Origin of the sequence: Candidatus Scalindua japonica (assembly GCF_002443295.1) — a bacterium.
In the GTDB taxonomy this organism is placed as follows: Bacteria; Planctomycetota; Brocadiia; order Brocadiales; family Scalinduaceae; genus Scalindua; species Scalindua japonica.
On the sequence record NZ_BAOS01000021.1, the window covers coordinates 1 to 24,945 of the forward strand.

The 24,945-nt window shown below is 38.4% G+C and carries 16 protein-coding genes and 2 pseudogenes; 7 read left to right on the forward strand and 11 right to left on the reverse strand.

Annotated features, from left to right (window positions below):
* Positions 1-84: 84 nt before the first annotated feature.
* Positions 85-1,425: an efflux RND transporter periplasmic adaptor subunit gene (locus tag SCALIN_RS11655; protein ID WP_133111847.1), complete on the forward strand. Its 1,341-nt coding sequence runs from the start codon at positions 85-87 to the stop codon at positions 1,423-1,425.
* Positions 1,426-1,489: 64 nt separating this feature from the next.
* Positions 1,490-4,609, forward strand: coding sequence for an efflux RND transporter permease subunit (locus SCALIN_RS11660; RefSeq protein WP_096894670.1), 3,120 nt, complete (start codon positions 1,490-1,492; stop codon positions 4,607-4,609).
* A gap of 79 nt (positions 4,610-4,688) precedes the next feature.
* Here SCALIN_RS11660 and SCALIN_RS24000 read toward each other — a convergent pair.
* Positions 4,689-5,195, reverse strand: a pseudogene (locus SCALIN_RS24000) (thiamine pyrophosphate-binding protein); the annotation flags it as partial.
* Positions 5,196-5,341: 146 nt separating this feature from the next.
* On the opposite strand from SCALIN_RS24000, the gene SCALIN_RS11670 reads away from it, so the two are divergent.
* Positions 5,342-6,223, forward strand: coding sequence for an EamA family transporter (locus tag SCALIN_RS11670; protein WP_096894671.1), 882 nt, complete (start codon positions 5,342-5,344; stop codon positions 6,221-6,223).
* Between the two features lie 38 nt (positions 6,224-6,261).
* Here SCALIN_RS11670 and SCALIN_RS11675 read toward each other — a convergent pair whose 3' ends face one another.
* From SCALIN_RS11675 to SCALIN_RS11690, 4 genes are all read right to left on the reverse strand, one after another.
* Complete coding sequence (locus SCALIN_RS11675; protein ID WP_096894672.1) at positions 6,262-7,539, reverse strand: YifB family Mg chelatase-like AAA ATPase; 1,278 nt, start codon at positions 7,537-7,539, stop codon at positions 6,262-6,264.
* A gap of 186 nt (positions 7,540-7,725) precedes the next feature.
* Complete coding sequence (locus SCALIN_RS11680) at positions 7,726-9,210, reverse strand: TrkH family potassium uptake protein (RefSeq protein WP_096894673.1); 1,485 nt, start codon at positions 9,208-9,210, stop codon at positions 7,726-7,728.
* 91 nt (positions 9,211-9,301) lie between these two features.
* Entirely contained in the window at positions 9,302-10,663 is a 1,362-nt protein-coding gene (gene trkA, locus SCALIN_RS11685; protein ID WP_096894674.1) for a Trk system potassium transporter TrkA, read from the reverse strand.
* Between the two features lie 113 nt (positions 10,664-10,776).
* Positions 10,777-12,864, reverse strand: coding sequence for a HEAT repeat domain-containing protein (locus tag SCALIN_RS11690; RefSeq protein ID WP_096894675.1), 2,088 nt, complete (start codon positions 12,862-12,864; stop codon positions 10,777-10,779).
* Positions 12,865-13,128: 264 nt separating this feature from the next.
* Between SCALIN_RS11690 and SCALIN_RS11695 the strand changes: the two genes are divergently transcribed.
* The 3 genes from SCALIN_RS11695 (at position 13,129) to SCALIN_RS11705 (ending at position 15,794) form a co-directional block, all read left to right on the forward strand.
* Positions 13,129-13,788 (forward strand): metallophosphoesterase, encoded by a 660-nt coding sequence (locus SCALIN_RS11695; protein ID WP_096894676.1) that lies wholly within the window; start codon positions 13,129-13,131, stop codon positions 13,786-13,788.
* A gap of 186 nt (positions 13,789-13,974) precedes the next feature.
* Positions 13,975-15,156, forward strand: coding sequence for an AmmeMemoRadiSam system protein B (gene amrB, locus SCALIN_RS11700; RefSeq protein WP_096894677.1), 1,182 nt, complete (start codon positions 13,975-13,977; stop codon positions 15,154-15,156).
* A 161-nt stretch (positions 15,157-15,317) separates the two neighbouring features.
* On the forward strand, positions 15,318-15,794 hold the full coding sequence (locus tag SCALIN_RS11705) for a hypothetical protein (RefSeq protein WP_133111849.1): 477 nt from the start codon (positions 15,318-15,320) through the stop codon (positions 15,792-15,794).
* Between the two features lie 58 nt (positions 15,795-15,852).
* Here SCALIN_RS11705 and SCALIN_RS11710 read toward each other — a convergent pair whose 3' ends face one another.
* The 6 genes from SCALIN_RS11710 to SCALIN_RS11735 form a co-directional block, all read right to left on the reverse strand.
* Positions 15,853-17,208, reverse strand: a complete 1,356-nt coding sequence (locus SCALIN_RS11710) for a DUF1302 domain-containing protein (protein WP_096894679.1) — start codon at positions 17,206-17,208, stop codon at positions 15,853-15,855.
* Positions 17,198-18,007 (reverse strand): outer membrane lipoprotein-sorting protein, encoded by an 810-nt coding sequence (locus SCALIN_RS11715; protein WP_162532285.1) that lies wholly within the window; start codon positions 18,005-18,007, stop codon positions 17,198-17,200. Before SCALIN_RS11715 ends, SCALIN_RS11710 begins: the two co-directional genes overlap by 11 nt.
* Entirely contained in the window at positions 18,001-20,571 is a 2,571-nt protein-coding gene (locus SCALIN_RS11720) for an efflux RND transporter permease subunit (RefSeq protein ID WP_096894681.1), read from the reverse strand. The genes SCALIN_RS11715 and SCALIN_RS11720 overlap by 7 nt, the downstream gene beginning before the upstream one ends.
* 312 nt (positions 20,572-20,883) lie before the next feature.
* The gene (locus tag SCALIN_RS11725; RefSeq protein ID WP_096894682.1) at positions 20,884-22,473 is read right to left on the reverse strand and encodes a B12-binding domain-containing radical SAM protein; all 1,590 of its coding nucleotides are present in this window, start codon (positions 22,471-22,473) and stop codon (positions 20,884-20,886) included.
* Between the two features lie 90 nt (positions 22,474-22,563).
* Positions 22,564-23,202 carry an N-acyl amino acid synthase FeeM domain-containing protein gene (locus SCALIN_RS11730; protein WP_162532286.1) on the reverse strand — a complete coding sequence of 213 codons (639 nt, stop codon included), beginning with the start codon at positions 23,200-23,202 and terminating at the stop codon, positions 22,564-22,566.
* Between the two features lie 348 nt (positions 23,203-23,550).
* Positions 23,551-23,808: an acyl carrier protein gene (locus tag SCALIN_RS11735; protein WP_096894684.1), complete on the reverse strand. Its 258-nt coding sequence runs from the start codon at positions 23,806-23,808 to the stop codon at positions 23,551-23,553.
* Between the two features lie 441 nt (positions 23,809-24,249).
* Between SCALIN_RS11735 and SCALIN_RS11740 the strand changes: the two are divergent.
* Positions 24,250-24,945: pseudogene (locus SCALIN_RS11740) on the forward strand (hypothetical protein); the annotation flags it as partial.

Genomic DNA, 24,945 nt, shown 5'->3' on the forward strand with positions numbered 1-24,945 from the left:
GAAACACATACAAGTGTAGAGCTTGAACCGCTTGCTTACACTCTTTACACAGATAAAACGGAACTATTTGTAGAGTTTAAACCTTTGATAGTAGGAAATATTTCGAAGTTCGCTGCCCACTTTACCCAATTAGGCGAAAGCTTCAAAGCAGTTACAGAAGGTACAGTAACCGTTAGCCTGATCGGAAATAAAAAACAATCACCTGATAGAGCTGAAAAACCATCATCTCCAGGCATATTTCGATTGGCTTTGAATCCAGAAAATTCTGGCACGTATCAGTTGATCTTTGACATCCAGACTAAAGAATTTACTGACAAAATCACAATCCAAAGCGTTACTGTTTACCCTGATACAAAAACTGCATTGGCAAATTGGCAAGAACAAACAATCGAAGAAGAATTGGTTTATTTAAAAGAACAGGCATGGAAGGTTGATTTTGCCAATAGGGAAGTTAAAAGACAACCATTTACTGAAATTATCAAGACAACCGGACAAATCTTATCAACATATGAAGACGAGGTAATTATAACAGCAAAAAGCAGTGGTATCATATCGTTTGGAAAAAATAAAAAACTGATTGGTTCTTCTGTAGATTCCGGCGAGACCCTATTTATAATTTCAGGATCCGGTTTAACAGAAGACAATTTAGATGCTAAATACAAGGACGCAAAAAACAACTATGAAAAAACCAAAATAGATTTTGAAAGAGCCAAAGGTTTGGTAAAAAACAATATCATTTCACAAAAACAGTTTCAGGAAACACAACTCCGACTCAAAAATGCTCAAACGACTTTTAACACTATTGAGAAAAACTATACTGCTGGTGGACACAAAATCACGTCACCAATACACGGATTTATAAAAAGTGTGATGACAAGAGAAGGAGAGTATGTTGAAATCGGACAGTCAGTCGCCAGTATTTCCCAAAACCGCAAGCTCATCTTAAAAGCCGAAGTGCCTCAAAAGTATTTCTCAAAACTAAATAACATTTCATCAGCAAATTTTGTCACCACTTACGACAGTAAAATATACAGCACCGACAGCTTAAATGGAAAACTCATTTCCTATGGGAAAAGCACCAACAACAACGCTTATTATATTCCGGTAAATTTTGAGATTAACAATAATGGAGAAATTATTCCCGGCTCTTTTGTAGAAGTTTTATTAAAAACAAATGTGATTAAAGAAGCGTTAGTAATACCATACTCAGCGCTTATAGAAGAACAGGGCAATTATTTTGCTTATGTGCAAACATCAGGCGAAGGATTCCAAAAACGTGAATTAGAAATCGGCGCCAATGATGGCATGAGTGTCCAGATATTAGAAGGCATAAACGAAGGTGAAAGAATTGTCATTAAAGGAGGATACCAAATAAAGTTAGCAACAATGTCAGGTAAAATACCTGCTCATGGACACGAACACTAATTGAAATTTTTGATGTTGAATAAAATAATTCAACATTTAAATTCCAAAATTTAAAATTTCTACCATGTTAAATAAAATTATACAATACGCCTTACATAATCGCCTAATGATTGTTGTTGCATCAGCGCTGCTTTTGATAGCAGGCATTTACACTGCTTCTAAAATGGAAGTTGATGTATTTCCTGACCTTACTGCGCCAACGGTAGTGGTGTTAACCGAAGCGCACGGAATGGCTCCGGAAGAAGCCGAAAAATTAGTAACTTTTCAGATTGAAACAGCAGTCAATGGTGCCACCAATGTACGCCGTGTAAGGTCATCATCTGCGGCAGGAATATCAATTGTCTGGATAGAGTTTGAGTGGGGAACAGATATTTTTAAGGCACGGCAAATAGTGAGTGAAAAGCTGACAACCATTGCTGAAAAACTACCACTGGGAGTTGGAAACCCTATACTTGCTCCTCAATCATCCATCATGGGTGAAATTATGCTTATTGGTTTATCATCAGACAGTACAACCCCAATGGATTTAAGAACTATTGCCGACTGGAATATCCGGCCAAGGTTATTAGCGACAGGAGGAGTATCGCAGGTCATTGTAATAGGAGGAGAATACAAGCAATACCAGATACTTGCATCACCTCAAAAAATGAAATATTACCATATTTCTTTAACCGAATTACTGAAAGCAAGTGAAGAAAGCAATCTTAATGCTTCAGGTGGTTTCATGAACGAATTTGGTAATGAATACATCATAAGAGGTCTTGGAAGAACAAACAAGGTGGAAGAAATAGGTAATACCGTAATCAAGGTTGTCAATAATGTTCCGATAAAAATAGAGGATGTTGCAGATGTTGAAATTGGGGGAGCAATCCCTAAAATAGGAGACGGTTCACTTAATGCAAGTCCGGCAATTATTATGACCGTAGCAAAGCAGCCGGGAACGAACACCCTGGAACTCACAGAAAAAATTGATAATGCTATTATAGAGATTGCCAGCACCCTGCCTTCTGACATTAAAATCAACACCAAAATATTTCGTCAGGCTGATTTTATTCAGGCATCTATAAACAATATTCAGAAAGCGCTGATAGAGGGTTCTGTATTTGTAGTTATCATTATGTTCCTGTTCTTAATGAACTTCCGAACTACCATGATTTCTATTGTTGCTATTCCCCTTTCACTTATAGTTTCAATCATTACCCTTAAATTTTCAGGATTAACCATCAATACCATGTCTCTCGGTGGCATGGCAATAGCTATTGGCTCTCTGGTAGATGATGCGGTTATTGATGTGGAAAACGTCTTTAAACGTCTAAGGGAAAATGCACAAAAAAGTATTGAAGTACGAAAAAACGCACTTGTTGTAGTTTATGATGCTTCAAAAGAGATTCGGTCTTCAATCTTTAAGGCAACTCTTATTATCATTGTTGCATTTATTCCTCTGTTTTTTCTTAGCGGGATGGAGGGAAGAATGTTGCGGCCGCTTGGAATCTCCTTTATCGTTTCTCTGTTTGCGTCCCTGATAGTTGCAGTAACGCTTACCCCTGTGCTTTGCAGTTTTATGCTTACCAATGACAAAATGCTTTTAAAACAGGCAAAAGGAAGTTGGTTAGAAAGATGGCTTAGCAAACATTATCATTCAGCTTTAACAAGAGTTATGAAAGTTAAAAAGATAGTGCTTAGCTTAGCCATTGTGTTATTCGTTGTCGTCGGCTTCCTGATGTTCGGTTTAGGCAGAAGTTTTTTGCCAGAATTTAACGAAGGTACGTTAACGGTAAGCGCAGTTAGTATGCCGGGCATATCACTTGAAGAATCAAATAAAATTGGAAACAGGATTGAAAATATCCTGTTGTCGGTTCCCGAAATCTCAATTACTTCACGCAGAACGGGAAGAGCTGAATTAGACGAACATGCACAAGGGGTAAATGCGGCTGAAATTGATGCCCCCTTTGTTTTGACAGAAAGAAGCAAAGAGAAATTTATGAAGGAAGTTAGAGGAGAATTAAGCGCTGTTTCCGAAGCAAATATCACTATAGGACAACCTATTGGACACCGTATTGACCACATGCTTTCAGGTACAAGAGCCAACATAGCCATTAAACTTTTCGGGACAGACCTATCTAAAATGTTTTCTCTGGCCAATAAAATACAGCGCAATATTGAAAGCATAGATGGACTTGTGGATATCAGTGTTGAGCAACAAATTGAGATTCCGCAATTACAAATAAAAGCAAAACGTAATATGCTTGCCAAATATGGTATTTCTATAGGTCAGTTTACCGAATTTATTGATGTTGCCTTTGCAGGTGAAAAAGTATCTCAGGTTTTTGAAAACAACAAAAGTTTTGATTTGGTATTACGATTTAATGATGAGAACAGAGGTAAAATGGAAAATATTCGAAATGTTTTAATTGATACCAATATCAACCTGACAAAACAAGAAAACCAGAACTCAACACTCAAAGTTCCTTTGCATTATGTAGCTGATATTATTTCAACAACAGGCCCCAGCACCATTAATAGAGAAAATGTACAGCGAAAAATTGTGGTTTCAGCCAATGTAGCCGGTCGTGATTTAAAAAGCGTAGTAAACCGGATTAAAGAGAGAATAGATGATAATATTCAGTTGCCGGAAAATTACCGCATTCAATACGGCGGGCAATTTGAAAGTGAAGCAAAGGCTTCGAAAATATTATTCTTCACCTCTTTAATGTCTTTACTCATCATATTCCTTTTACTTTATCAGGAATTTAAAAATATCAAGTTTGCAGGAATTGTTTTTCTCAATTTACCTCTGGCGTTGATAGGTGGAGCCTTAAGCATACACTTTACATCGGGTATCATGAGCATTCCCTCAATCATTGGATTTATTACACTGTTTGGCATAGCAACACGTAACGGGATTTTATTGGTTGCACGCTATCAGACATTGCAAAGTCAAGGTGTTGCTTTGTATGAAACTGTTATTAAAGGCTCTTTAGACAGACTAAACCCAATTCTCATGACTGCTTTAACTACTGCTCTGGCATTAATTCCATTAGCAATTACAGGCGACTTGCCTGGAAACGAAATACAAAGTCCAATGGCGATGGTGATATTAGGAGGCTTAATCAGTTCTACCCTTTTAAATATATTTATCGTTCCTGTGGTTTTCTCTATTTCAAATGTTAAAAAAGATAAATAATGATCTCCTGTAGTCTATTGAAAATAGTATGATCATAATCTTTCCACACAGTAATTTCTAAAACGTCATAAAGCTTTTCGATCTGTTTTATTGCCTGTTTAATATCACCCTGAATAGCTATATCAGGTATTTTGATTTTATTTATTTCTGCACCACCGATATCTATATGTATTATTCTGGCGTTAGGACAAAACTCTTTAACATTTCCTGTCGCACTGTCATCAACTCTGGTCCCTAAAGCGAGTAGCAGGTCAGCTCAGTGCATGATATAATTAGTATATCTTTGCCCATGCATACCAAGCATTCCTATAAACAAATCGTCACTTCTCGGGAAACATCCAAGACCCATTAAAGAGGAAGGGACCCGTCCTGTAATTGCAATTATGGGGGCAGAATCCATTTTAGCATCCGCTATAGCGGTTAAAAGGTTAGTTGCCCCTGGTCCACTGGTAGCAAAACAAACCGCTGTCTTACCTGTTGACCTGGCCATCCCATGTGATAAAAAGCAGGTAACCTGTTCATGTCTTGCGAGTATATTTCTTATCTTACTTTTAGCAAGTGCGCTATAAAGAGGATGTTGAACACCTTAAAAAAAATATTTGAGATAAATTAATATACTAACCAGGCCAAACCCGTATTTTGTTTTAAAGTAAACATTGTAACATGTGCTAACAATCTACAAAGCAGATCTGGATGTTTTAATATTGTTATGAATACTTTATAATCTAACCTATGGATCTTTGGTTTATATACGCTATATCCTCTGCTGTGTTTTCAGGTCTCCATACGTTTATTCAAAAAATTGCAGTAGAACGAGGTCACTCTACTCTGCTTGTGAATATGTGGAGTACCGTTGTATCTTCTGTCCTGGCATTTACCGTTAGTTGGATTTTTTTCAGCTTTGATGGACTTTGGAAAATCGGCTTATTCCTCGGTTTTATTAACGGACTCACACATATAATCGGCTCTATCTTCCGCATGGATGCGCTTAAGTATATTGATACTGCTATCATGTTCCCCCTCTATAAAACCGCAGGCCCAATCTTCACTCTGGTAATAGGGATAATTATTTTTGCAGAAAAATTTACTGTAGCAGAGTGGGTAGGTATTACGCTTGGTATAACTGTGCCATTATTACTTCTTCATAAAAGTGAAAAGTTGCGACAAAAGTATCTATGGAAAGGAGTTGTGTTCTTACTTATAGCATCATTTTTCACTGCGGTTGCAGCTGGAATCAGTAAATATGGAACTGGAATTTTTGAAACAGTATTCTTATTTGTAGCAGTCTCTCATACCTTCGGTTCAATATCCGGATGGGGTATTTATGAACTACAAAAAAGCAATACTCATCGCAATGGAAAGTTATTTAAATATCGACATATAGACAAGGACATGCTTTCAATATCATTCTTAGCAGGGATAACACAATTTGCAGGATTCTCTGCAATGATGCTTGCGTTTGTTGGTGGATCATTGGGTATTGTGTATGCCATACAATCGCTATATATTCTTATACCAATAATACTTTCTATAATTATCTATAAAGAGCATTGGAATATGCGTAAAATTATTGCGATTATTCTCTCCATCGTTGCATTAGCATTTCTTAGATAGACATATCATCACCGTAACAGTAGTTTTATTTCCACAAATCACGATCCAGATTTCTGTATTGGACAGCTTCTGATCTCCTCTGACGATTCACAGGCAACATCGGACATCAGCTCTTTGTATTGAACATTTGGGACTTCAACATGGATATCAATCCTGTCAAGCAGAGGACCGGAGATTTTTGAGATGTAATTCTGAATCTGCCGAGGTGAGCAGTGGCAATCTTTTTTCGGATCTGTATGATAACCGCACGGGCAGGGGTTCATTGCACCTACCAGCATTATTTCTGCTGGAAACATTACTGAACTCATTGCCCTTGAGATCGTTATCTCGCTTGTTTCTAATGGTTGTCTCAATACCTCAAGAGTCTTCCTGTTAAACTCAGGCAGTTCATCAAGGAAGAGAACCCCATGGTGTGCAAGGCTGATCTCACCGGGACGTGGAAAACTGCCGCCTCCAACCAGCCCGGCAGTACTGATAGTGTGATGCGGGTTGCGGAATGGTCTGGTAGCTATCAGGGAGTTGCCCTGCCCTAAAAGTCCTGCCGAACTATATATTGCAGTTGTATCAATAGCCTCTGCCAGTGTTAACATAGGCATTATGGTGGGTAGTCTCTGTGTCAACATTGTCTTACCTGAACCCGGCGGACCGATCATTAGTACATTATGGTTTCCCGCTGCTGCTACAATAAGCGCACGTTTAACATGTTCCTGCCCCTTGACATCCATAAAATCTATATCATAGCAGGAAGAATCACTGAAAACATCCGAACGGTTTAATGGGAATGGAGAGATAACGAGCTCGTTCGTCAGAAAGCGTACTGTATCAGACAGGGTCTTAACGGGAATAATCTCGATACCGTCTACTACAGCAGCTTCCGGTGCGTTATCGGCAGGAAGAACCAGTCCTTTCAACCCTGCCTCTTTACATTGTATCGCCATTGATAAACAACCATTAACGGTCCGTACCCGTCCATCCAACGCAAGTTCGCCTACTATACCGTATTCGTTTATCTTTTCTGTTACTATCTGATCTGATGCAATGAGTAGTCCCATTGCTATGGACAATTCAAAGGAAGGGCCCTCTTTCTTTCTATCCGCGGGGGCCAGGTTAATGGTGATATTCTTATACGGGAATTTGTACCCACTGTTCTTGAGCGCGGCTTTCACCCTGTCCCTGCACTCTTTGACTGCCGCGTCCGGTAGTCCTATTACTACCGTTGAGGGCAGTTGCGCCTTTGCAACGTATACCTCTGTCTCCAGCACATACGCTTCAATTCCATATACCGCAACGCTCTTTACCTTTCCTAGTCCCGCCATTATCACCTTCCGTGGTTATCAGGGGTTAAAAAATGTTTTAAAGTGACTAAAGTGTGTAGTGAACTAAAGTGCCTGAAATTGAAAAAAGAAATATGTATAAGCTGCAAACAAATCAACACTTATCTTTTTCCTAACTTTAAGCACATTAAACTTTAGATTACGTTAGTCACTCCAATGATTACAAACTTATTTCTTCCATGTCAGTGGCAAAAAGATAAGTATAACTGTGTATATTTCCAACCTGCCTATCAGCATGGAAAGGGTTAGTACCCATTTGCAGGGGTAAGCAATTTCATGATAATTTCTGGTGGCGCCTGCATCAGCCAGGGCAGGGCCGACGTTGCTCATCATTGATGCAACCGCGCTGAATGACGTAACCAAGTCAGTGCCAAAGAGAGTCAGAATAAGAGAGAATACACCAAATATCCCCAGGTGTATAACAATAAATCCCAGTGTGTTGGTAATTATATCTTCGCCGACCGGTTTACCACTGAGCTTAACATGCATTATGGCCCTTGGCCTTAACATGTGAAGAAGCTCCCTGGCGCTGCTCTTACAAAGCAACATTATTCTCGCGACTTTCATACCGCCGGCGGTCGATCCCGCGCACCCACCAATAAACATAAGTAGAACAAGAAAGACTCTGGTAAAATTTGGCCAGAGATCAAAGTCAGCGTTACAATAGCCGGTACTGGTAATTATAGAAACCGTCTGAAATGCGGCGTATCTCAGCGAACCACCAATACTGTTAAATCTGTGATCTTTCACACCTCCATTATAGGAGGTTGAATGAAAGAAAAACAGTGTAAGTGTTACTATACAGATAGCACATATTACCAGGGTCACAAAAAAACGGAGTTCAGAATTAACCAGTACTCTTCTAAATTTCCCTATAACCAATTGATAATAGAGAATGAAATTACAGCCGGCTATAAAGGCAAAAACCATGATGATTATCTCTATAAACAGATTGTCATAGGCGGCAATACTCAGGTTTTTTGTGGAGAACCCTCCTGTAGATACCGTAGTAAAGGCGTGACAGACAGCGTCAAAGAACTCCATCCCCCCCAACCATAAAAACGGAATTAAAATGGCAGTAAGAGAGAGATATACGACCCACAATATTTTTGCCGTCTGAGCAATACGGGGTTTTATCTTATCAGTCGTAAGATCTGGAGCTTCAGCGCTGAACAGTTTATGGCCACCAACACCAATTGTAGGAAGTATTGCTACAAAGAAAACAACGATACCCATCCCCCCGAGCCACTGTGTCATGCTTCTCCAGAATAGAATGCCATGCGGCAATGCCTCAATATCACTGAAAATAGAGGCGCCTGTAGTTGTAAGACCACTCATTGATTCAAAGTAGGAATCACAGAAAGTATCACAAACTCCGGAAAAATAGTAAGGCAAGGCCCCAAACAGAGCACAGGACATCCACCAGAATGCAACAATGGCCAAACCCTCTCTGATGGTAATATCTTCATTCTTGGGAGTCATGAGAAACTTTAATGATATGCCGGTAAACCCCGATGCAATAAAGGAAAAGACAAATGCCCAAATCTCTTCCCTTGTCCCATAGCATACAGACACACCAAATGGTATAAGTAAAATACCAGAAAGAAGTAAAAAGAGATTTCCCAGGGTGTGCAACACCAAAGGTATGTTCATAGTATTAACAGGTTTTTAATATTACCTTAGTTTCTTTCATATTTAGAGAGACCATGGAGGTTTGTTAAAAAAATTTTTAGAATTGCAAATTCTATTTTTTCTTACTGAATAACGCCTGTACCCTTTCAATATCGTCAGGCAGGGTGAACACAACAACACTTTCACCCGGATTGATTGCTTCAATACCCTTTGGAAGAAGCATTGTATTATTTCTTACAATAGCGCCAAGGATTGTATTTTTAGGAAATCGAATCTTCTGTAGAGGTTTCTTTACTACTTCAGAACCCTCTTCGGCAATCAGTTCTATCGCTTCCGCCTCGCTGTCACCTAGTTTGGCAATCGACAGTATCTGTCCTCTCCTTACATGTTGAAGTATCTCGTTCGCAGTAACCAGCCTTGGATTAACAACTACGTCAACATCAACCTGGTTGATTATATGTACCAATTCCGGTTCATTGGTAAGTACAATAGTCTTCTTAGTTCCATTCTTTTTTGCCAGCAGAGATGTGAGCAGGTTGGTCTGTTCATTCTCGGAAAGGGCAATAAATATATCCGTAATCTCGACAGCTGCATCTTTAAGTACATCAATTTCAGTAGCATCACCATGTAATACCACTGCGTTCCTTAAAGACGCCGCCGCCATTACCGCCCTATCCTTTTCAGGTTCAATTATTGTGACAGCAATCGGACTGTTTTCAAGTCTCTCCGCAAGCAGCATACCCGTGCGACTCGCCTTATATATAATTATCTTTTCCACCTCATCTGCTCTTCTGTTAACCATTGGTAGAAAATATGGTAATCCGGTCTTGGATATAAGTACAAAAATATTGTCATCTGGCATTATTGTAGTACTGTGAGACGGCGTAATCATCTCATCATTACGTTGAATATATACGATTAAGAATGAATCCGTATATTCAATGTCTTCCAGTTCTGAGAAATTCAGACCTACAAGCGGTGCATCCTCAGGTACATGAAAACCTCTTAGTACAACATCACCTATCGGAAAATCAACGGCAAATGTCGCTCCGGGTGTCTCAAGGATTTTAAGAATCGTTTCAACAATAATGAGCTCCGGATTTATCATATGATCAACACAGAACCCATTATTCTTAAATATTGACTTACTGCCGGTAAATTCGCTGTTTCGAATCCTGGCAATCTTGATTTTCTTACCGTTATTACTGTATTTACTGGCCAGAATGCATGCAACAATATTCACTTCATCACTGGTGGTTACGGCTAATACCATATCTGCTTCCTGTACACCGGCAGACTCTAACACGCTGGGAGAAGTGGCGTTACCGGCAATTATTGAAACATCCAGTTTTTCAGCAATCTTTCTGGTTAATTTTGGGTTCCCATCTACCACTGATATGTCATGCCCTTCTGTTGATAACTGTTTCGCGATACTAAACCCTACTGCACCTGCCCCAATTATGAGGATTTTCATTTTTAGTCCTTTTAAAAGTAAGTCTTTGAGAAAAACAATGCATACAAAAAACACGGAAAGACTATATTATGTCATTCCGTGTTTGACGTTCTCTTATAATAATTAATAAACTATCAAGCTCCTTCGTCTTGAGGAGACATCTCCGCCATACTCTGTTTTCGCAGGTCATAAAACCCGGATTTTAATTCAGGCCCTCCCAGGTGTGGATTTTTCTTCTCGAAATCATCTATAAGCGTTCTCACTCTTTCAAAATAACCCTCATTAAATAGCCCTTCAATAATTCCATAAATCTCCGGCCACCACATATGGTTATCTACAGATAAGCTTTCTATCCATAACGATAAAAAACTCAATAATTTGTCAAATTGTTTTGCTTCTTTCAGACAATGCACCAGTTCATGTTTTATTTCTATATTATCATCAAAATTCGTGACAAGCTCTTCATAGAGCAAAGTTGCCTTTTGACAATCATTACTTGAGAAATATAATTTTGCTAATCTCTTTTTACTTTGCCACAACTCATGGTCGTATTCAGGCAAACCTTCATATTGATTTATCTGTTTTTTTAGTATTTCTTTCGATCTTTTATAATCTTCTACAGCATAAAAGGCGTTAACTATACTATCAAGTAGTACAAGAGACTCACACTTTATTAAAAGAAGCATATCCGCAGCCTTTTCTGCAACTCTATTATCCACATCTTCAAGCAGCTTGATTAAAGGCTCTACAGCACTCTCATGACCGATTAACCCTAATGCCGCTGCTGTAGATTCACGAACACGAGCACTCTCATCAGAAAGTAAGGCAATCAAAGGTAAGACCGCCTTTTTTTTCCCTATTTTACCCAGGGTGTCTGCTGCATACCACCTGACCCTCTCTTCTTTATCTTTTAATGAATTAATCAACGGTTCAATCGCCCTGTTATCCTGAAACTTGCCAAGGGCAACTATTGCAGATTCCCTTACCTTGGGATCTTTATTTGAAAACAGTTTGATTAATGGTTCCACGGCTTCACCTGCTTTCAGCTCACCAAGGGCTTCCGCAGCCGCGCATACTACGCTGTTGGCAGTGTCACTTAAAGCGGATAAAAGATCAAATACTGCCTCCTTTTCACCCAGTCTACCCAGAGACCTCGCGGCACTCTCTCTTACCCTGATCTCCTTGTCCTGCAGCGCCAATATTAAATTTTTAAGTTCCGGTACTCCGCCAATCTTTCCCAGAACATTTACTGCCAGAACACGTATCTCAGTATCATTATCTGAAATCAAATTAACAAATATTTTGATAACTTCAGGGTCATTATGATGATTTGCCAGTTCCCCTGCGGCATATATCCTTACTGCCTGATATTCACTTTTTAATGCATCAATTAACGGCCTTATGTTATCACTCTCTTTATTCGTTTTTAAGATCTTGATAGTCTTTTCGACAATTTCATCCCTCAGCCGTTTATTTTCCGCTTTAAGTTTCTCTGATCCTTCTTCCAGCTTGTCAACAATGTCTTCTAACCACTGTTCCCTGGTTTTTACCCTGTTTCTATTCCACCACTCCTGCCAGAACGATTTTACCTTTCCGTTAGATTGTTTTGTAATCTGCATTAACGCCTCATGGGCAGCAATCTGCAAATCGTTGTTATCAGACTCTAATACATTTATCAGTGGCTCAACCGCTTCACGTGAACGTGTTTTTGCCAGAGCACCCGTAACAAGGATACGCGATTCAATCGGTTTCTTTTTATCCAGGAGTATACCTGCCATCTCTTCTATTGCCTTCTTTGTCCTGATATTCCCCAAGGCATCAGCAGAAGCAATCCTCAGTTCCTCCTTCTCACTGATAATCAAATCTATCATACAATCTAATGCCCTGCTGTCATCACCGGCAAAACCAAACGCTTTAATCAGGGAAATACGTACATCATCATTTTCAGAGTTTTTGAGAATATCAATTAACGAATCATAAACAGTAGAAATGTTAAGTCCTAATAATGAAATGACTGCAGACGTGCGTATTGCAGAATCATCTGAATATAAGAGCTTCATCCACTCATCAATCTTAATTCGCAACTCAGGCGAAATGTTCTGTGATGTTTTTCTGGATAAACTCTCTTCTTTAGCGCCAACAACTCTATTTTCAGTTACAATCAGACAACTACAAATTGATATACTTGCTATAGCAAGTATAGATAAACAATTTTTCTTCATCTATATATATATCGGGGAGATCAACACTTATGTGTTCTTCTCACCTATATGAAAAGGTTGATAAAACCTGAATTCAGTCTAATGATTTATTTTAACTACAAAATTTTAATACTATCAAAACTCCTATTTAGCGTCAACATAAAACGGCCCTGAAAATAATATCTTGAACATTTTTTTCAAGATTGTTAATATGTTGATTTTAAGCGACTTATAAGAAATTTTTCCATTTCTCGTATTTTTATCATATAATAAAGTCAATAACGAATGAAAATAATATCTTTTGGCGACATTCATGAAAATCTAAGTAATTTGATACACTTAGAAAATGATCTGAAAAGTGCAGACCTTATAATAGTTACCGGAGATTTGACTAACTATAATGGGCGAGAAGAGGCAGAAAAAGTAATTGAAGAGATAATGAGGTATAATAAGAATATATTAGCCCAACCAGGAAACCTTGACCAACCTGAAGTTAACGATTATTTGACGGAAAAAGGTATCAACCTTCACGGAAATGGTTTTATTAAGGACAATATAGGAATATTTGGAGTAGGCGGCTCAAACCTGACCCCTTTTAAAACCCCTACTGAATTCAGTGAAAATGAAATTGAGACTTTTCTTCTCGAAGGTTTCGATAAGGTAAAGGATGCTGAATTCAAAATCATGGTACCTCATATGCCACCAAAAGAGACAAAACTTGATATTATATCTGCCGGTTTTCATGTAGGAAGTCAGAGTGTTCGCGATTTTATTTCAAAATATAAGCCGGATATTGTATTGAGTGGACACATCCACGAGGCAAGAGGAAGCGATATAATAGAAAATACAGCGCTCTTCAATGCCGGCATGTTTCAACAAGGCGGATATGTAATAATTACTGAAAATCCAGAAGGGTTGTCTGCTGAGTTGAAGGTATTAGCGTAGTACGGCAAAGCCTGGCAAATATACAGGTTTGAAGCCAGGAAACAGATACCGTTTAAACAGATTTAAACGGTTTAAGTCGTTTAAACCACTATTTGCAGGCACTTTTTGATTTTTATGAGAAAGTCAGCGAGTAAAAGGAGTTAAGTTCTGGAATATCCTAAATTACGTCTAATAGATGCGTTTCCCATGGAAATATCCGGGGAACAGGCGGTATGCCTCAGAGATCCGTTTAATACCAGGAACTCTTTTGTCCCCCGTGCAGTTTTTGACAATATCATTTATTATTTTGACGGTAAACACTCCATAACAGACATACAGAAAATATATATACAGAGGCATGGCAAAGGTGATATTCAGGATATGATCCGACAAGTGATAGATGAGTTGGATAAAAATTTACTTTTAGATAACAACCGATCCAGAGATTTTATTAAAAAGCTGAAAGATGATTTTAAAAAGTCAACCATACGCAGGGACGCGCATGCAGGCAGTGCATATGAGGCAGACAAAGATAAATTAAAAGAACAAATAGACGGTTTTTTCGTGTCTCCGGATGGACCGGGTATGCCATCGCCGCTCGGTCAGAAAAAAGGATTGAAGGGTGTGATTGCCCCGCATATCGATTTAGGGTGTGGAGGGCCTTGTTTCGCCTGGGCCTACAAAGAAATTGCAGAGTCATCAGACGCTGACCTTTTCATAATACTTGGTATCGCTCATACGGGAACGAAGAACCTTTTTGTCCTGACGGATAAGACCTTTGAAACTCCATTTGGTAATGTAGAGACAGATAAAGACTTTCTCAATTCATTACACAAGAAGAACAAGACCGATTATTTTGAAGATGAGTTTGTCCACAAAGACGAACACTCAATCGGGTTTCAGGCGGTATTCCTTAAATACCTTTTTCACCGGAAAAAGAGTTTCAATATAGTTCCGATACTCTGTTCATCATTTGGTGAAACAGACGGAAACGACATTGGTACCAGGCAGGCTTCTCAATTTGAGAAATTTGTCTCTTCTCTCAAGGAAACAATTAATGAGAGCGGAAAGAGAATATGTACCATTGCAAGCGTAGACCTTGCACATGTCGGTTCGCGATTTGGAGACACAGAGACCCAGGATGAAGCATATCTGGAGAAATTACGTTCTGATGACACTGATATGCTGAAATATATAGAAAACATGGATGTGGAAGGGTTTAACAATTCTATCCAAAAAGACAACAACAGCAGGAAAATCTGCGGATATCCGGCAATTAATACCCTGCTGAATGTTATTGATGCCACAGAATGCAAACTTCTCAAATACTCTCAATACGCGGATAATACCAACTCGACGGTGTCATTCGCCAGTATGTCGTTTTATTGATAATAGATATGATTAACATGGATTCCATAATTACTATTTGGAAAAGTCACTTACAACAGCTTTTATCTTATTATGAAGACAACAGAGGGAATATCTATAGTTTTTATCCACTTTTATTCCTATACTTCATTGTAATAAATATAATCTGTTACTGGATTGCCATGTACACCGCATTTCCGGAACTTACACATGGATACGCGGGGGCTTATTACTATAAAGTACAATTTCCTGTCGGGATTCTGGGAGCACTTTTTGATAGCCTTTCATTTTTTGTGACTGTCTTTATTGTTCGTCATGCAATTAGTTCAAAAAAAGATATACAGTACATTGCGCATCTTTCGCTTGACCTGATAATTGCAATCATGGCAACCTTTTGGGTAGTTTATGTATTTTCCTTTTCCGGTTGGTTAGTAAACTTAATAAGCGCGACACCACAGGTTCTGGCTGAGCGCAATGCAGAGTACCAGGGACTATTATCAGATGCATTTACCAACCCAACAGCAAATTTACGTAATATTTATTTCGGCCTCGTTATGGGGATCTCTGCAATGATTCCAACGTGTGTGCATATATTTATGTTTTTACGGGCCTGCGTGCATACATTCTTCAGGCAAACAACTACAATCAGTGATGGCTGATTTATGAAGTTATTATAACCTGAATCCCCCACTTCCTCTTAAACAGTATAAAATTAATTTAAAAACTATATCTCAAGAAAAAGTAACCTCTGTCGTCATTATCAAATTGACCGAAAAAGGTTGTCTGGGTTCCCTCAATAAAATCGATACCAACAGTAAGCTTAAGTTCATCGGTTATGTCATAATTAATTTCAGGGTTAATTACGTAACTCATATGGTGGTCCAGGTTATTTGCAAGTTTCGTTTCCAGCTCGAAAGTTTCAGAAAATTTATAGGTTATAGTTGAAAGAAGAGAGTTCCTGAAGACGCGCCCAAGTCCCGAAGCAAATGCCGGTCTTTTGTCTTCTCTTGATTGTGTAGTGTTATCTCCCATATATTCCAGGATCAGGAAAATGTCATGGTCATAGATTACATTTGTCCAGGTATAATCAATCCCCAAAATGTACTGAAGGTAATCTTCATCTTTACTTCCGTCATAAAAGAATTGAGCAGCTTCTCCGTGAATACCCAGACCACCAAATGTTGTCGCCAGGTCAACACCAACAACCCTGGTACGATTATACCTCGGTGTCAGAGATTGATCACTTTCGACAGTTGCCAGGGTCAAATCATCATAGCCGTCGTAGTAGCTCACGGAAAGATCCCATCCTGAAATATGTCTCAAAATTCTAATAGCGGTTTGTGAGCTTGACAGCTTATCCGCGGGTAGTTCTCTACCGTTAATAACAAATTGTGTCTCGGGGTCCAGAAAGGAGTGTCTTGCATTAATTAAAGGCAAACGTGTCGGTGTATATGTCGGAATGAAAACAAAATCAAAGGTAAAATTCTTCCAATAGTAGGTTAAATTTATTGCCGGAACACCAATCTTTTCCTCTTCTACAAAAAGGTCAATATAATCTCTGGGATTCAGGTTATCTGTAGGGTTGAACCCATCAGCCTTGCCCCACGAAAAAATCTGTTTCCCAATCTTCAGGTCAAAACTGTTGAAATTAAACTCTGCATAGTATTCCTCCAGGTCAAAACTTAATCTTCTGACACCTCTGTTTTCAAACTCATCAATATAACTTGAACTGTAATTATCATTGTCAAATATCAATTTAGGAGAGACGAGAATCTTTCCCAGGTTCCCCAGATATTTCTCGTATTCCAGTTTAAAAATACCTTCAGCACGGTTTATCTTGTCATCACTGGCATCATATCGAAAGTAGGTAAAATTTCTGTATTCAATATACCCGTCAAAGATATCACGGAAAGAAGAATATATATTTTCTAATCTTTCAGTAATGACATATTGTCTCTTACTGATAATGTCTGTTTCACTATTTTCTTCAAGGCCCTGTGAATAACCATTATGTATTAATAAATTGATTATTAAGCATAATACGATTGACCGAAATATGCGCTTATCTAACACCCCTCTTTAAAGTCCTTTCATGAAACAGCTTTTCTTTGAATTCATCATTGTATTGGAAACCATTTATGGTTACAATTGTCTTATTTCCGTTCAAGTGGTTTTCCATGATCATTTTTGTTGCTGTCCATATTTCCTGAACCAGTTCCCATTCGATCCGTTCGGTTTTCAGGTGCTCTCCCTTTTTATTGTAAAATTCAACCTTTAAGGCAACCCAGCGTTCAGGATCAACCCAGGCTACAATCTTACTGTAGACATCTTTCTTGTCTTTTGGGATATTTTCGATAATGTAGCATTCACTATTCTGAAATGATTCTGTTTTAAGAAAGGTGTGAGTATCTTCTTCAAGATCACGGGTATTCAGATCAGAATAGTTGAACTCAGTTCCAAAAAAGGAGTCATGCTTTGAACTTGAAGCGATCCTCCTTGTTTTTCTCAATGCTGGAAGATAAACCCACTGATCATCATCCTTATCATACTTTTCGTAGTTCCATGACAGAAAAGCGGTATCTTTTATCTCAGGTGGTGACAGGAAGAAAAACATGAATTTTTCATCTATTCCATTTTTACCATCTAGATCTATCCATAACCATTTTGTATTCCGAACTTTTTTCTTCCCATTACGGTATATAATATCAAACCTCATATTGGAAGAAGCGTCATCTCCATTTTCTCTCTGAAGCACGTTTTCCATAATTTGGGTACCGGTTAATTCATTTGCATACAAAAAGCCGTGAATAAAATAGAGAAAAACAAAAAGTATAAAGATAAGCTTTAATATAAAATATTTTTGCTTTAGCATTTTACCCTCCTGCCAGAAAATAATAGTAGAACTGTTGGTATGATAGTCAGTGTACTGACCGCGCAGATAAGCATTGTTACACACACCATCCATCCAAAATGCATAAGGGGAACAAAGTTCGAGGAGATCAGAACAAGGAACCCTGCAGCCACTACCAAGGCATTTATAGATATCGCCCTACCTGTCCCGGTAATGGCCAGTTTCGCGGCTTCACCCGAAGAAAAACCTTTCTTCATCTCATCAGATTTCCATACCAGGAAATGGATACAATAATCCACACCAATTCCAATCGCAATACTGCTGACGATTGAAGTCCCAATATCCAGAGGAACTTTAAAGATTGTCATAATGGCAAAGTTGCATAATATAGTGAACCCGATGGGTAAAAACCCTAACATTCCCAATGGAGACCGAACCATACACGCCATCATAAACAATACGATTACAAAGGAAATCATGATACTCAATATTTGTCCCTTTACCACCATATCAGCAACAAGAATAAGCAAGGTAGAAATACCGGAAAATGTTACATAAATAGTTTCCGGAAGAACCTCCTTGCAATACCGCCCAATAGCACTGATAATCTCTTTGTTTGCCGTAGATTTATCAGTCCTTAAAAGTATTCTCATATTTGCCTGTTCATATTGAGTATCTACAACTTTCTCTAAATCTTTTCCCCCTGCCCCTTCGTAAAGCAGGAGGTATTGGGCAATCTGGTCATGACCTTTAACTTCTACTTCCTGCTCCTCCTCGATCTCTCTGCCATCTTTTTCAATCCAATCACTCTCAACTTCCTTTTCTACAGGATGAGGAACTCTTTTGTAGGATTCCTTCTCATCATGCATTACATAATTCATCCGTTCTATAAAATCAACTATGGATATTATTTTTCCAACCTCGTTATGACCTTCTATTTTCGCCTGCAGATCACCAAGTTTATTCAGCAATTCAGGTTCAACAAAATTGTTTTCATCTTTTGATTCTAAAACAAGATTTATCCAGGTCACACCGGCAAAATACTTATTAATAAAATCATGTGCCTGCCGGATATCGGCAGAACTCTTAAATAATCCGGCAGGGGCATACTCTATATTAACCCTGATTGTCCCATAACCGGTCGCACATATGAGAAAAATTATAACAGACAGGCTTATCCATTTTGATCTCTGTAAGGCGGTCCCAAACCTGTTGAAAATATTTTGATGAACCGTGTAATTTTTTAGAATGTTCTTTTCTTGAATTGGAGATTTAAGCAAGGTTAAAGCTGCCGGCATAACGGTAAGCGAAAAGATCATGGCACTGAAAATACCAAAGGAGGTAAACAGACCAAAATTCCGTATATCTGCAATGTCTGATATGGCAAGTGAACTGAAGCCAACCATAGTAGTCAGTGACGTCATAACCACCGGTTTTGCCATTCTGTCCATGGTATTCTTTAATGCAGATTCCTTATCCACACCACGCCGTAATTCACCGTAATAATGCGTTAAAATATGTATCGCGTCGGCTGTACCGATGGCAATTAAAACTACCGGTACCACGCTCCCGAGGATAGTAAATTTTATGTTTAAAATCGAGGTTAATCCCATAGCCCAGATGACGCTTACCAGAACAATCGCCATCGGCAGGTAAATTCCCTGTAGATTTCGAAAAAAAACAAAAAGGAGGGTAATGATTACAACCAGTACTATCGGTATTAAACGTTCAAGGTCATTTTCAGAATATGCACGTTCCAGCACCCAGAGTAATGGGGTACCTCCCAGATAAATTTTTTCCGGTCCCTTTTCACTATCGATGACCTGTTTGAGTTTGTAGTAAAGGGGCGCCGTCTTCATCCTTTCGTTCTCGGAGAATGCAAGTTCAAGAGTTATCATGGTGCTCTTCCTGTCAGAAGAGATATAAATTTTGTCAAACAGGTCATTTGAAATTGCCTCGTCCCGAACCTGTGCCAGGTTTTCCCTGGTTTCAGGCACGTTTTCGATTAAGGGGTCTACTGTTAAACCGTATTCTGTTCCTTTTATATGTTCTACGGTAAAAAAACTGTTAACCTCCTCTAAAGGAAAAAGAGAAATTCTCAGTTCTTCTATCCAGGCGATAAGCTTACTGAAAGGTTGATCCTGGCTTTTAATAAACTTTTCCAGATTAGCAATTTCATGAATATCATCACGCGAAATACCATCTTTTTGAATTTCTTTTAAAAGTAATTGTATTTCTCCTGAAGTATTATTAATGAATGTGTTTAATTCTTCTTCCTGTTTTTCCGTAATTATGGTAATGGTTTTGAATTGATTCGTTAATCTCTGGATTTTTTCAAGCGAAGCCTGGTTGAAAATGTCTTCTTCCGATTCAATGCCGACAACGATTAGGTCATTTAAGTGGAAGTAATCATTAACCGAATAAAAAATCTGCTTCGTTGGGTTATCTAGTGGGATAAACGTCCATGCGTTCTCTTCTTTATGCATCTTTGGTAAAAAGATGAGAAAAGGTATCGTCAGCAAACCAATGATAAGTATTATGGTTTTGGGGTTTAAGGTGGAAAATCTGACGAGTTTATTGATCACAATTTTTTTCCATAATAGTAGATGGATCTTAAGTATTAATTGTTATTCTCAAACTCACCCTGCTCCTGCAAGTGTAATACAGAATCTTGTTTACATTTCTCCTAATACCTGCTGAGAAAAATGGATTCAGTTTTCATAATAATATAAAATACTTGTTACAAATAAAGCCTGAAATCGAGAAAGTATAGTGAGGATCAAAATTGTTACTAACAATAGAATAATGGATATTGGTGAAAGCTGTTAACAAGTGGCAAATCGTTAGTCCGATTTTATTCAAAATTCAAAAGTTGTCAGGCTGTTCTGGGTTTGACGTCAGCAAGCTGATGATGACATCAGGAGTTGCTTTTTACCAGAAAATTGATTTCTATTCATTGTCCTCAACTTTGCTGCTATCCCTGCCACATTACCCGTTGCAATATCATTCCTTGAATTAGCCATAAACTCATTACACTGCATTCTGCGTTCATTCTGATCCAGACTCAATCCGTTATTGTACAGATATGACATAAGAACAATCTCATCAGAAAGAGGAAGCATTCCGTTCTTCACCAACTCTCCCGTAAACTTCATGGTTGCAAGAAATGGATTAACAAACTCACCATTGACCTTTGTTGTATAGGGAGGGACCGGCCACTCTTTCGGCATCTGTAGGAGATCCAGTTCATAAAGCATCCATCTCTGGTCAAAATCATGATCTAAATGGACTCCCATCATCCCTGAATCTTTCTTTGCACGCCGAGCTATTGAAGTCCCGGGAATAGGTCCCATTGGCAAGGTAACCACAAAATCAGGCTGCATATCAACAAGGTACTCTATACTTCTCTCCATTGTAGCCTGGGTCTCTCCGGGACAGGGAACCATCATAGCCACTATTGTTGCCACTCCGTTCTTTTTAAATTCCCTGACCATTTCATTGGCATTTTTTAAATATTGTTCAGTATTATCTGTTTTTTTGAGAACGTTTTCAAGGATGTGCTTGTCTGTAGATTCCAGCCCAATAAAGGCCCCCAGCAACCCTTTTGATATCTCAGCATAGTCAAATCCCGGAAAGGAGTAGGTAAACGCGCTTATCTTCCTTCCCGGTATCTGTTTGATAAGTTCTCTAATATATTCCGGCATTGGGGACGGTCCGCTTAATCTACTTACCTTCATCCCGGAATCATCAATCTCGCTTACCAACTGTTCAACAGGCCTTACCCTTCGCTTACCGGCAATTCGCGTATGTACACAGAAACCACATCTGCCGTATGAACATCCCCTGCTATCCTCTATGGGAACAATGTGAATCTTACCATCTAATTCAGGATAGTACTCCTCATCGTATGTTGGCCTGGGAAGATTGTCCATACTTATCTCTTTTCTTTTTGTCCTTACGGTTTGACCGTTTTTCCGGTAAATGAGGTTTGGTATATCTTCTATATTGCTATTATCATAAGCAAGCTCCGCAAGCGGAATAATGGCAGAATCACCATCGCCATAAGTCATCATATCGAATGCGTCTGTATAATTGAAAATCTCCTCTCCAAACCAGTCTACGTGCGGCCCTCCCGCGACAAGGATCAGATCAGGATTCCTTCTTTTCAATTCCTCATGGATCTTTACATTATCTACAAAACCGTTTGCATACAACTTGGTCCCGGCAATCTTAACATCATTACTCCGGTAATAATCATCAAGGCAATCTATACTGTCCTTAACAAAAGCCTCTTTGCCTTGTTTGGCGATATCCTCAATTGCCTTTAAGTTGTTAAAGTCAAATATTATGGGTTGATAACCATCATTCAAAAGATACGAAGCCAGAAGGGCCGGTCCATTGTCAAGCATCAATCCGCTGGGAACAGGTCCACAAGATTGTACAGCGTAAGAAACTATAGGGAAACACCCCTTGCCGTTTTCATTCATTTTAATCTCCTGTAATTTAATATTATATTTTGTATAAACAAGGCATATGGTGTCTGCTAAGTCTAAACATTGTGTAATCGTTAATGATTTTTAACACAAACTCAATTGAGGCTTTAATACTTCGTAAGGTTTCTCAATATATGACGTTCGCTTTTTTAGAAAATACATCATGATTTCAGATATATTCCTTAGATTCAATCTCAATGGGATTGCGTACTCATTAAACTTTTCATAATAAATCTCATCCGCGAATTGATAGAAACCAATATTCTTAAAATACTTAATAGTATTTCCCTCTTTTGAGTTTGTAGAATTTGATAAGACAATAATATCGGTAATATCCCGCGAAAGCGCGAAATTGATAACAAGCTTACACAGACCGTGTGAATGTTTGACATTAAATCGCTCATCTTTTCTGACACAAAATCGGGAAGCTTCCGCCAGATTAATATTTTTATCTCTCTTTAAATCATCAATATTCACGTAGTCTTCGATATTATATTTCTGACTGATATTCGTTATCAATCTGACTGTACCTACGGTTTCACCATTTTTTTTTGCAACAAAATTTGTTGTCAATGGCAAGTCATCAAAGTCATCTTTTTCTCTTCCATCAGGATATTTAGTCTTGTCAATATAGCTCAACTCTTCTCCAAAAACAGAATATCTTAATTTAAATGCCCCAATTAGATCTTTTTTTGTTCTGGCTATTTTTACTTCTAGATTCACAATAGTTCCTTTTAATAAATGTTGACAGGAATTTAGTAATGAAATTTCTCTGTACAGACCCTGTTATTATTAAAAACAACATTATCAAGTCAGGTCGCTAAGCGGCGAAATCAAGCAAACTAACTTACCACTGTCATTCCCACCCGCCTGTACCTACTTCTGGCAGGCGGTCTGTTGAGCGGGAATCTGAAATTCCCATTAAAATAAAAACCAGATTCTCACTCCTCGATCGGTTTTGAAAACAGGTTTCATGGGAGTGACATAGAAAGGCATTGAAATTCCAATGCGTGAATATAAGCAGAGCTGATAATTCCAAGTGATATTATAATTCCGGCTCAGGGTTACTTTCTAGACCTGTTTAATCTTTCCATTTACTACGTTAAACATCTCCCGTATAGTTGAAATCTCTCCCACTTCTTCATCGGAAATCTCTACCTCAAACTCCTCTTCAATGTCATAAAGAACGCTTATCATATCAGCAGAATCTATACCGAGGTCTTTTCCTATGTGCGCGTCATCAGCAATAGTTTCCGGAGCTACCTTAAGCTCCTTTGCAATTACCTTTCTTAGTCTTTCTTTAATTGATGCTGCTATAATATTGTCCATTTTACTCTCCTTGCATATTTATGTTTCATTTAACACAGATTTTCATACAGATTTAATACCCTAATATTATAACTCAATTCTGGTTCATGCAGAAAGCTAAAATGCCTTATAAGCCTATCAAATCCACAAGACACACAAGTAGGTTGAATTTTAAATATAATTCAAATTAGGTATTAATGCCTGAATAGTAGGTTGCAATTACTGAACTTAAAGCAGGAAGTAATTTGTCATGACGTATTTGAAAATACGGTTGAAGCGCTATAAATACCGCTAAGTCAAGAAGTAGCATACCGGCAGTCATTGAAAATATGCAAGAATGACTTTTTTATATTTACTTATTATTCATACAATGTATACTAATTATATGAATAAGGACATAAAGGAGTTCTTTTTAAATTCTACTCATATAACTCACAGGAAATACGAAGCAATGAGAGCTTTGTGTGTTGGAAGATCAAGGCAAAGGATGTTGCAAAAAGATTCGGCTATTCGCCTTTTAGTATCAATGCGATGAAACGGGATTTTGTAAATGCTATAAAAAATAACCAAATTGATTCCAGGCATTTCTTTGTAACAAAAAATCCCGGACGAAATCCGGATGCAGATAAAGCACAATTGAAGGTTAAAATAATTCGATTGCGTAAACAAAATTATTCCATACTTGATATAAAAAGTGCTCTTCAGGCAGAAGGAAACAGAGTTTCCCATGATTATATTGATCGCGTACTCTCAGCAGAAGGATTTGCTCGTTTACCCAAGCGGACACAAATTGAGAGAAAACTCCAATTCTCCAAAATAATTAAAGCTCCGCGAAGCCATTCTATTGACTGGAACATTGATAAAGGTCAGTTGTTTCATTCTGAAAGAGGAATAGGTATTCTTCCCTTTCTTCCGCTTTTAGCACGACTATGTGTTGATCAGTGGATTGAGTTTGCGGAGTATCCTGGAACTTCTGAACTCTCCAGTGTTCAAAACGTGTTGCCTTTTATTGCCCTGAAGCTTGCTGGTCATAATCGTTATAGCCAAGACGACCTGTGGGCTATGGACAGAGGATTTGGGCTTTTCAGCGGTCTTAATGTGTTACCTAAAGATGGAACATTATCCAGCTATTCGTATCGAACGGATCGTCACATGAAC

Excerpts from the sequence above, each read along its gene's own strand:
- SCALIN_RS11660 (WP_096894670.1), top strand. The coding sequence starts at position 1,490 with ATGTTAAATAAAATTATACAATACGCCTTACATAATCGCCTAATGATT.
- SCALIN_RS11670 (WP_096894671.1), top strand. The coding sequence starts at position 5,342 with ATGGATCTTTGGTTTATATACGCTATATCCTCTGCTGTGTTTTCAGGT.
- SCALIN_RS11735 (WP_096894684.1), bottom strand. The coding sequence starts at position 23,808 with ATGGACAATATTATAGCAGCATCAATTAAAGAAAGACTAAGAAAGGTA.
- trkA (WP_096894674.1), bottom strand. The coding sequence starts at position 10,663 with ATGAAAATCCTCATAATTGGGGCAGGTGCAGTAGGGTTTAGTATCGCG.
- SCALIN_RS11715 (WP_162532285.1), bottom strand. The coding sequence starts at position 18,007 with ATGCTAAAGCAAAAATATTTTATATTAAAGCTTATCTTTATACTTTTT.
- SCALIN_RS11680 (WP_096894673.1), bottom strand. The coding sequence starts at position 9,210 with ATGAACATACCTTTGGTGTTGCACACCCTGGGAAATCTCTTTTTACTT.
- SCALIN_RS11690 (WP_096894675.1), bottom strand. The coding sequence starts at position 12,864 with ATGAAGAAAAATTGTTTATCTATACTTGCTATAGCAAGTATATCAATT.
- SCALIN_RS11695 (WP_096894676.1), top strand. The coding sequence starts at position 13,129 with ATGAAAATAATATCTTTTGGCGACATTCATGAAAATCTAAGTAATTTG.
- SCALIN_RS11705 (WP_133111849.1), top strand. The coding sequence starts at position 15,318 with ATGTACACCGCATTTCCGGAACTTACACATGGATACGCGGGGGCTTAT.
- amrB (WP_096894677.1), top strand. The coding sequence starts at position 13,975 with ATGGAAATATCCGGGGAACAGGCGGTATGCCTCAGAGATCCGTTTAAT.
- SCALIN_RS11725 (WP_096894682.1), bottom strand. The coding sequence starts at position 22,473 with ATGAATGAAAACGGCAAGGGGTGTTTCCCTATAGTTTCTTACGCTGTA.
- SCALIN_RS11675 (WP_096894672.1), bottom strand. The coding sequence starts at position 7,539 with ATGGCGGGACTAGGAAAGGTAAAGAGCGTTGCGGTATATGGAATTGAA.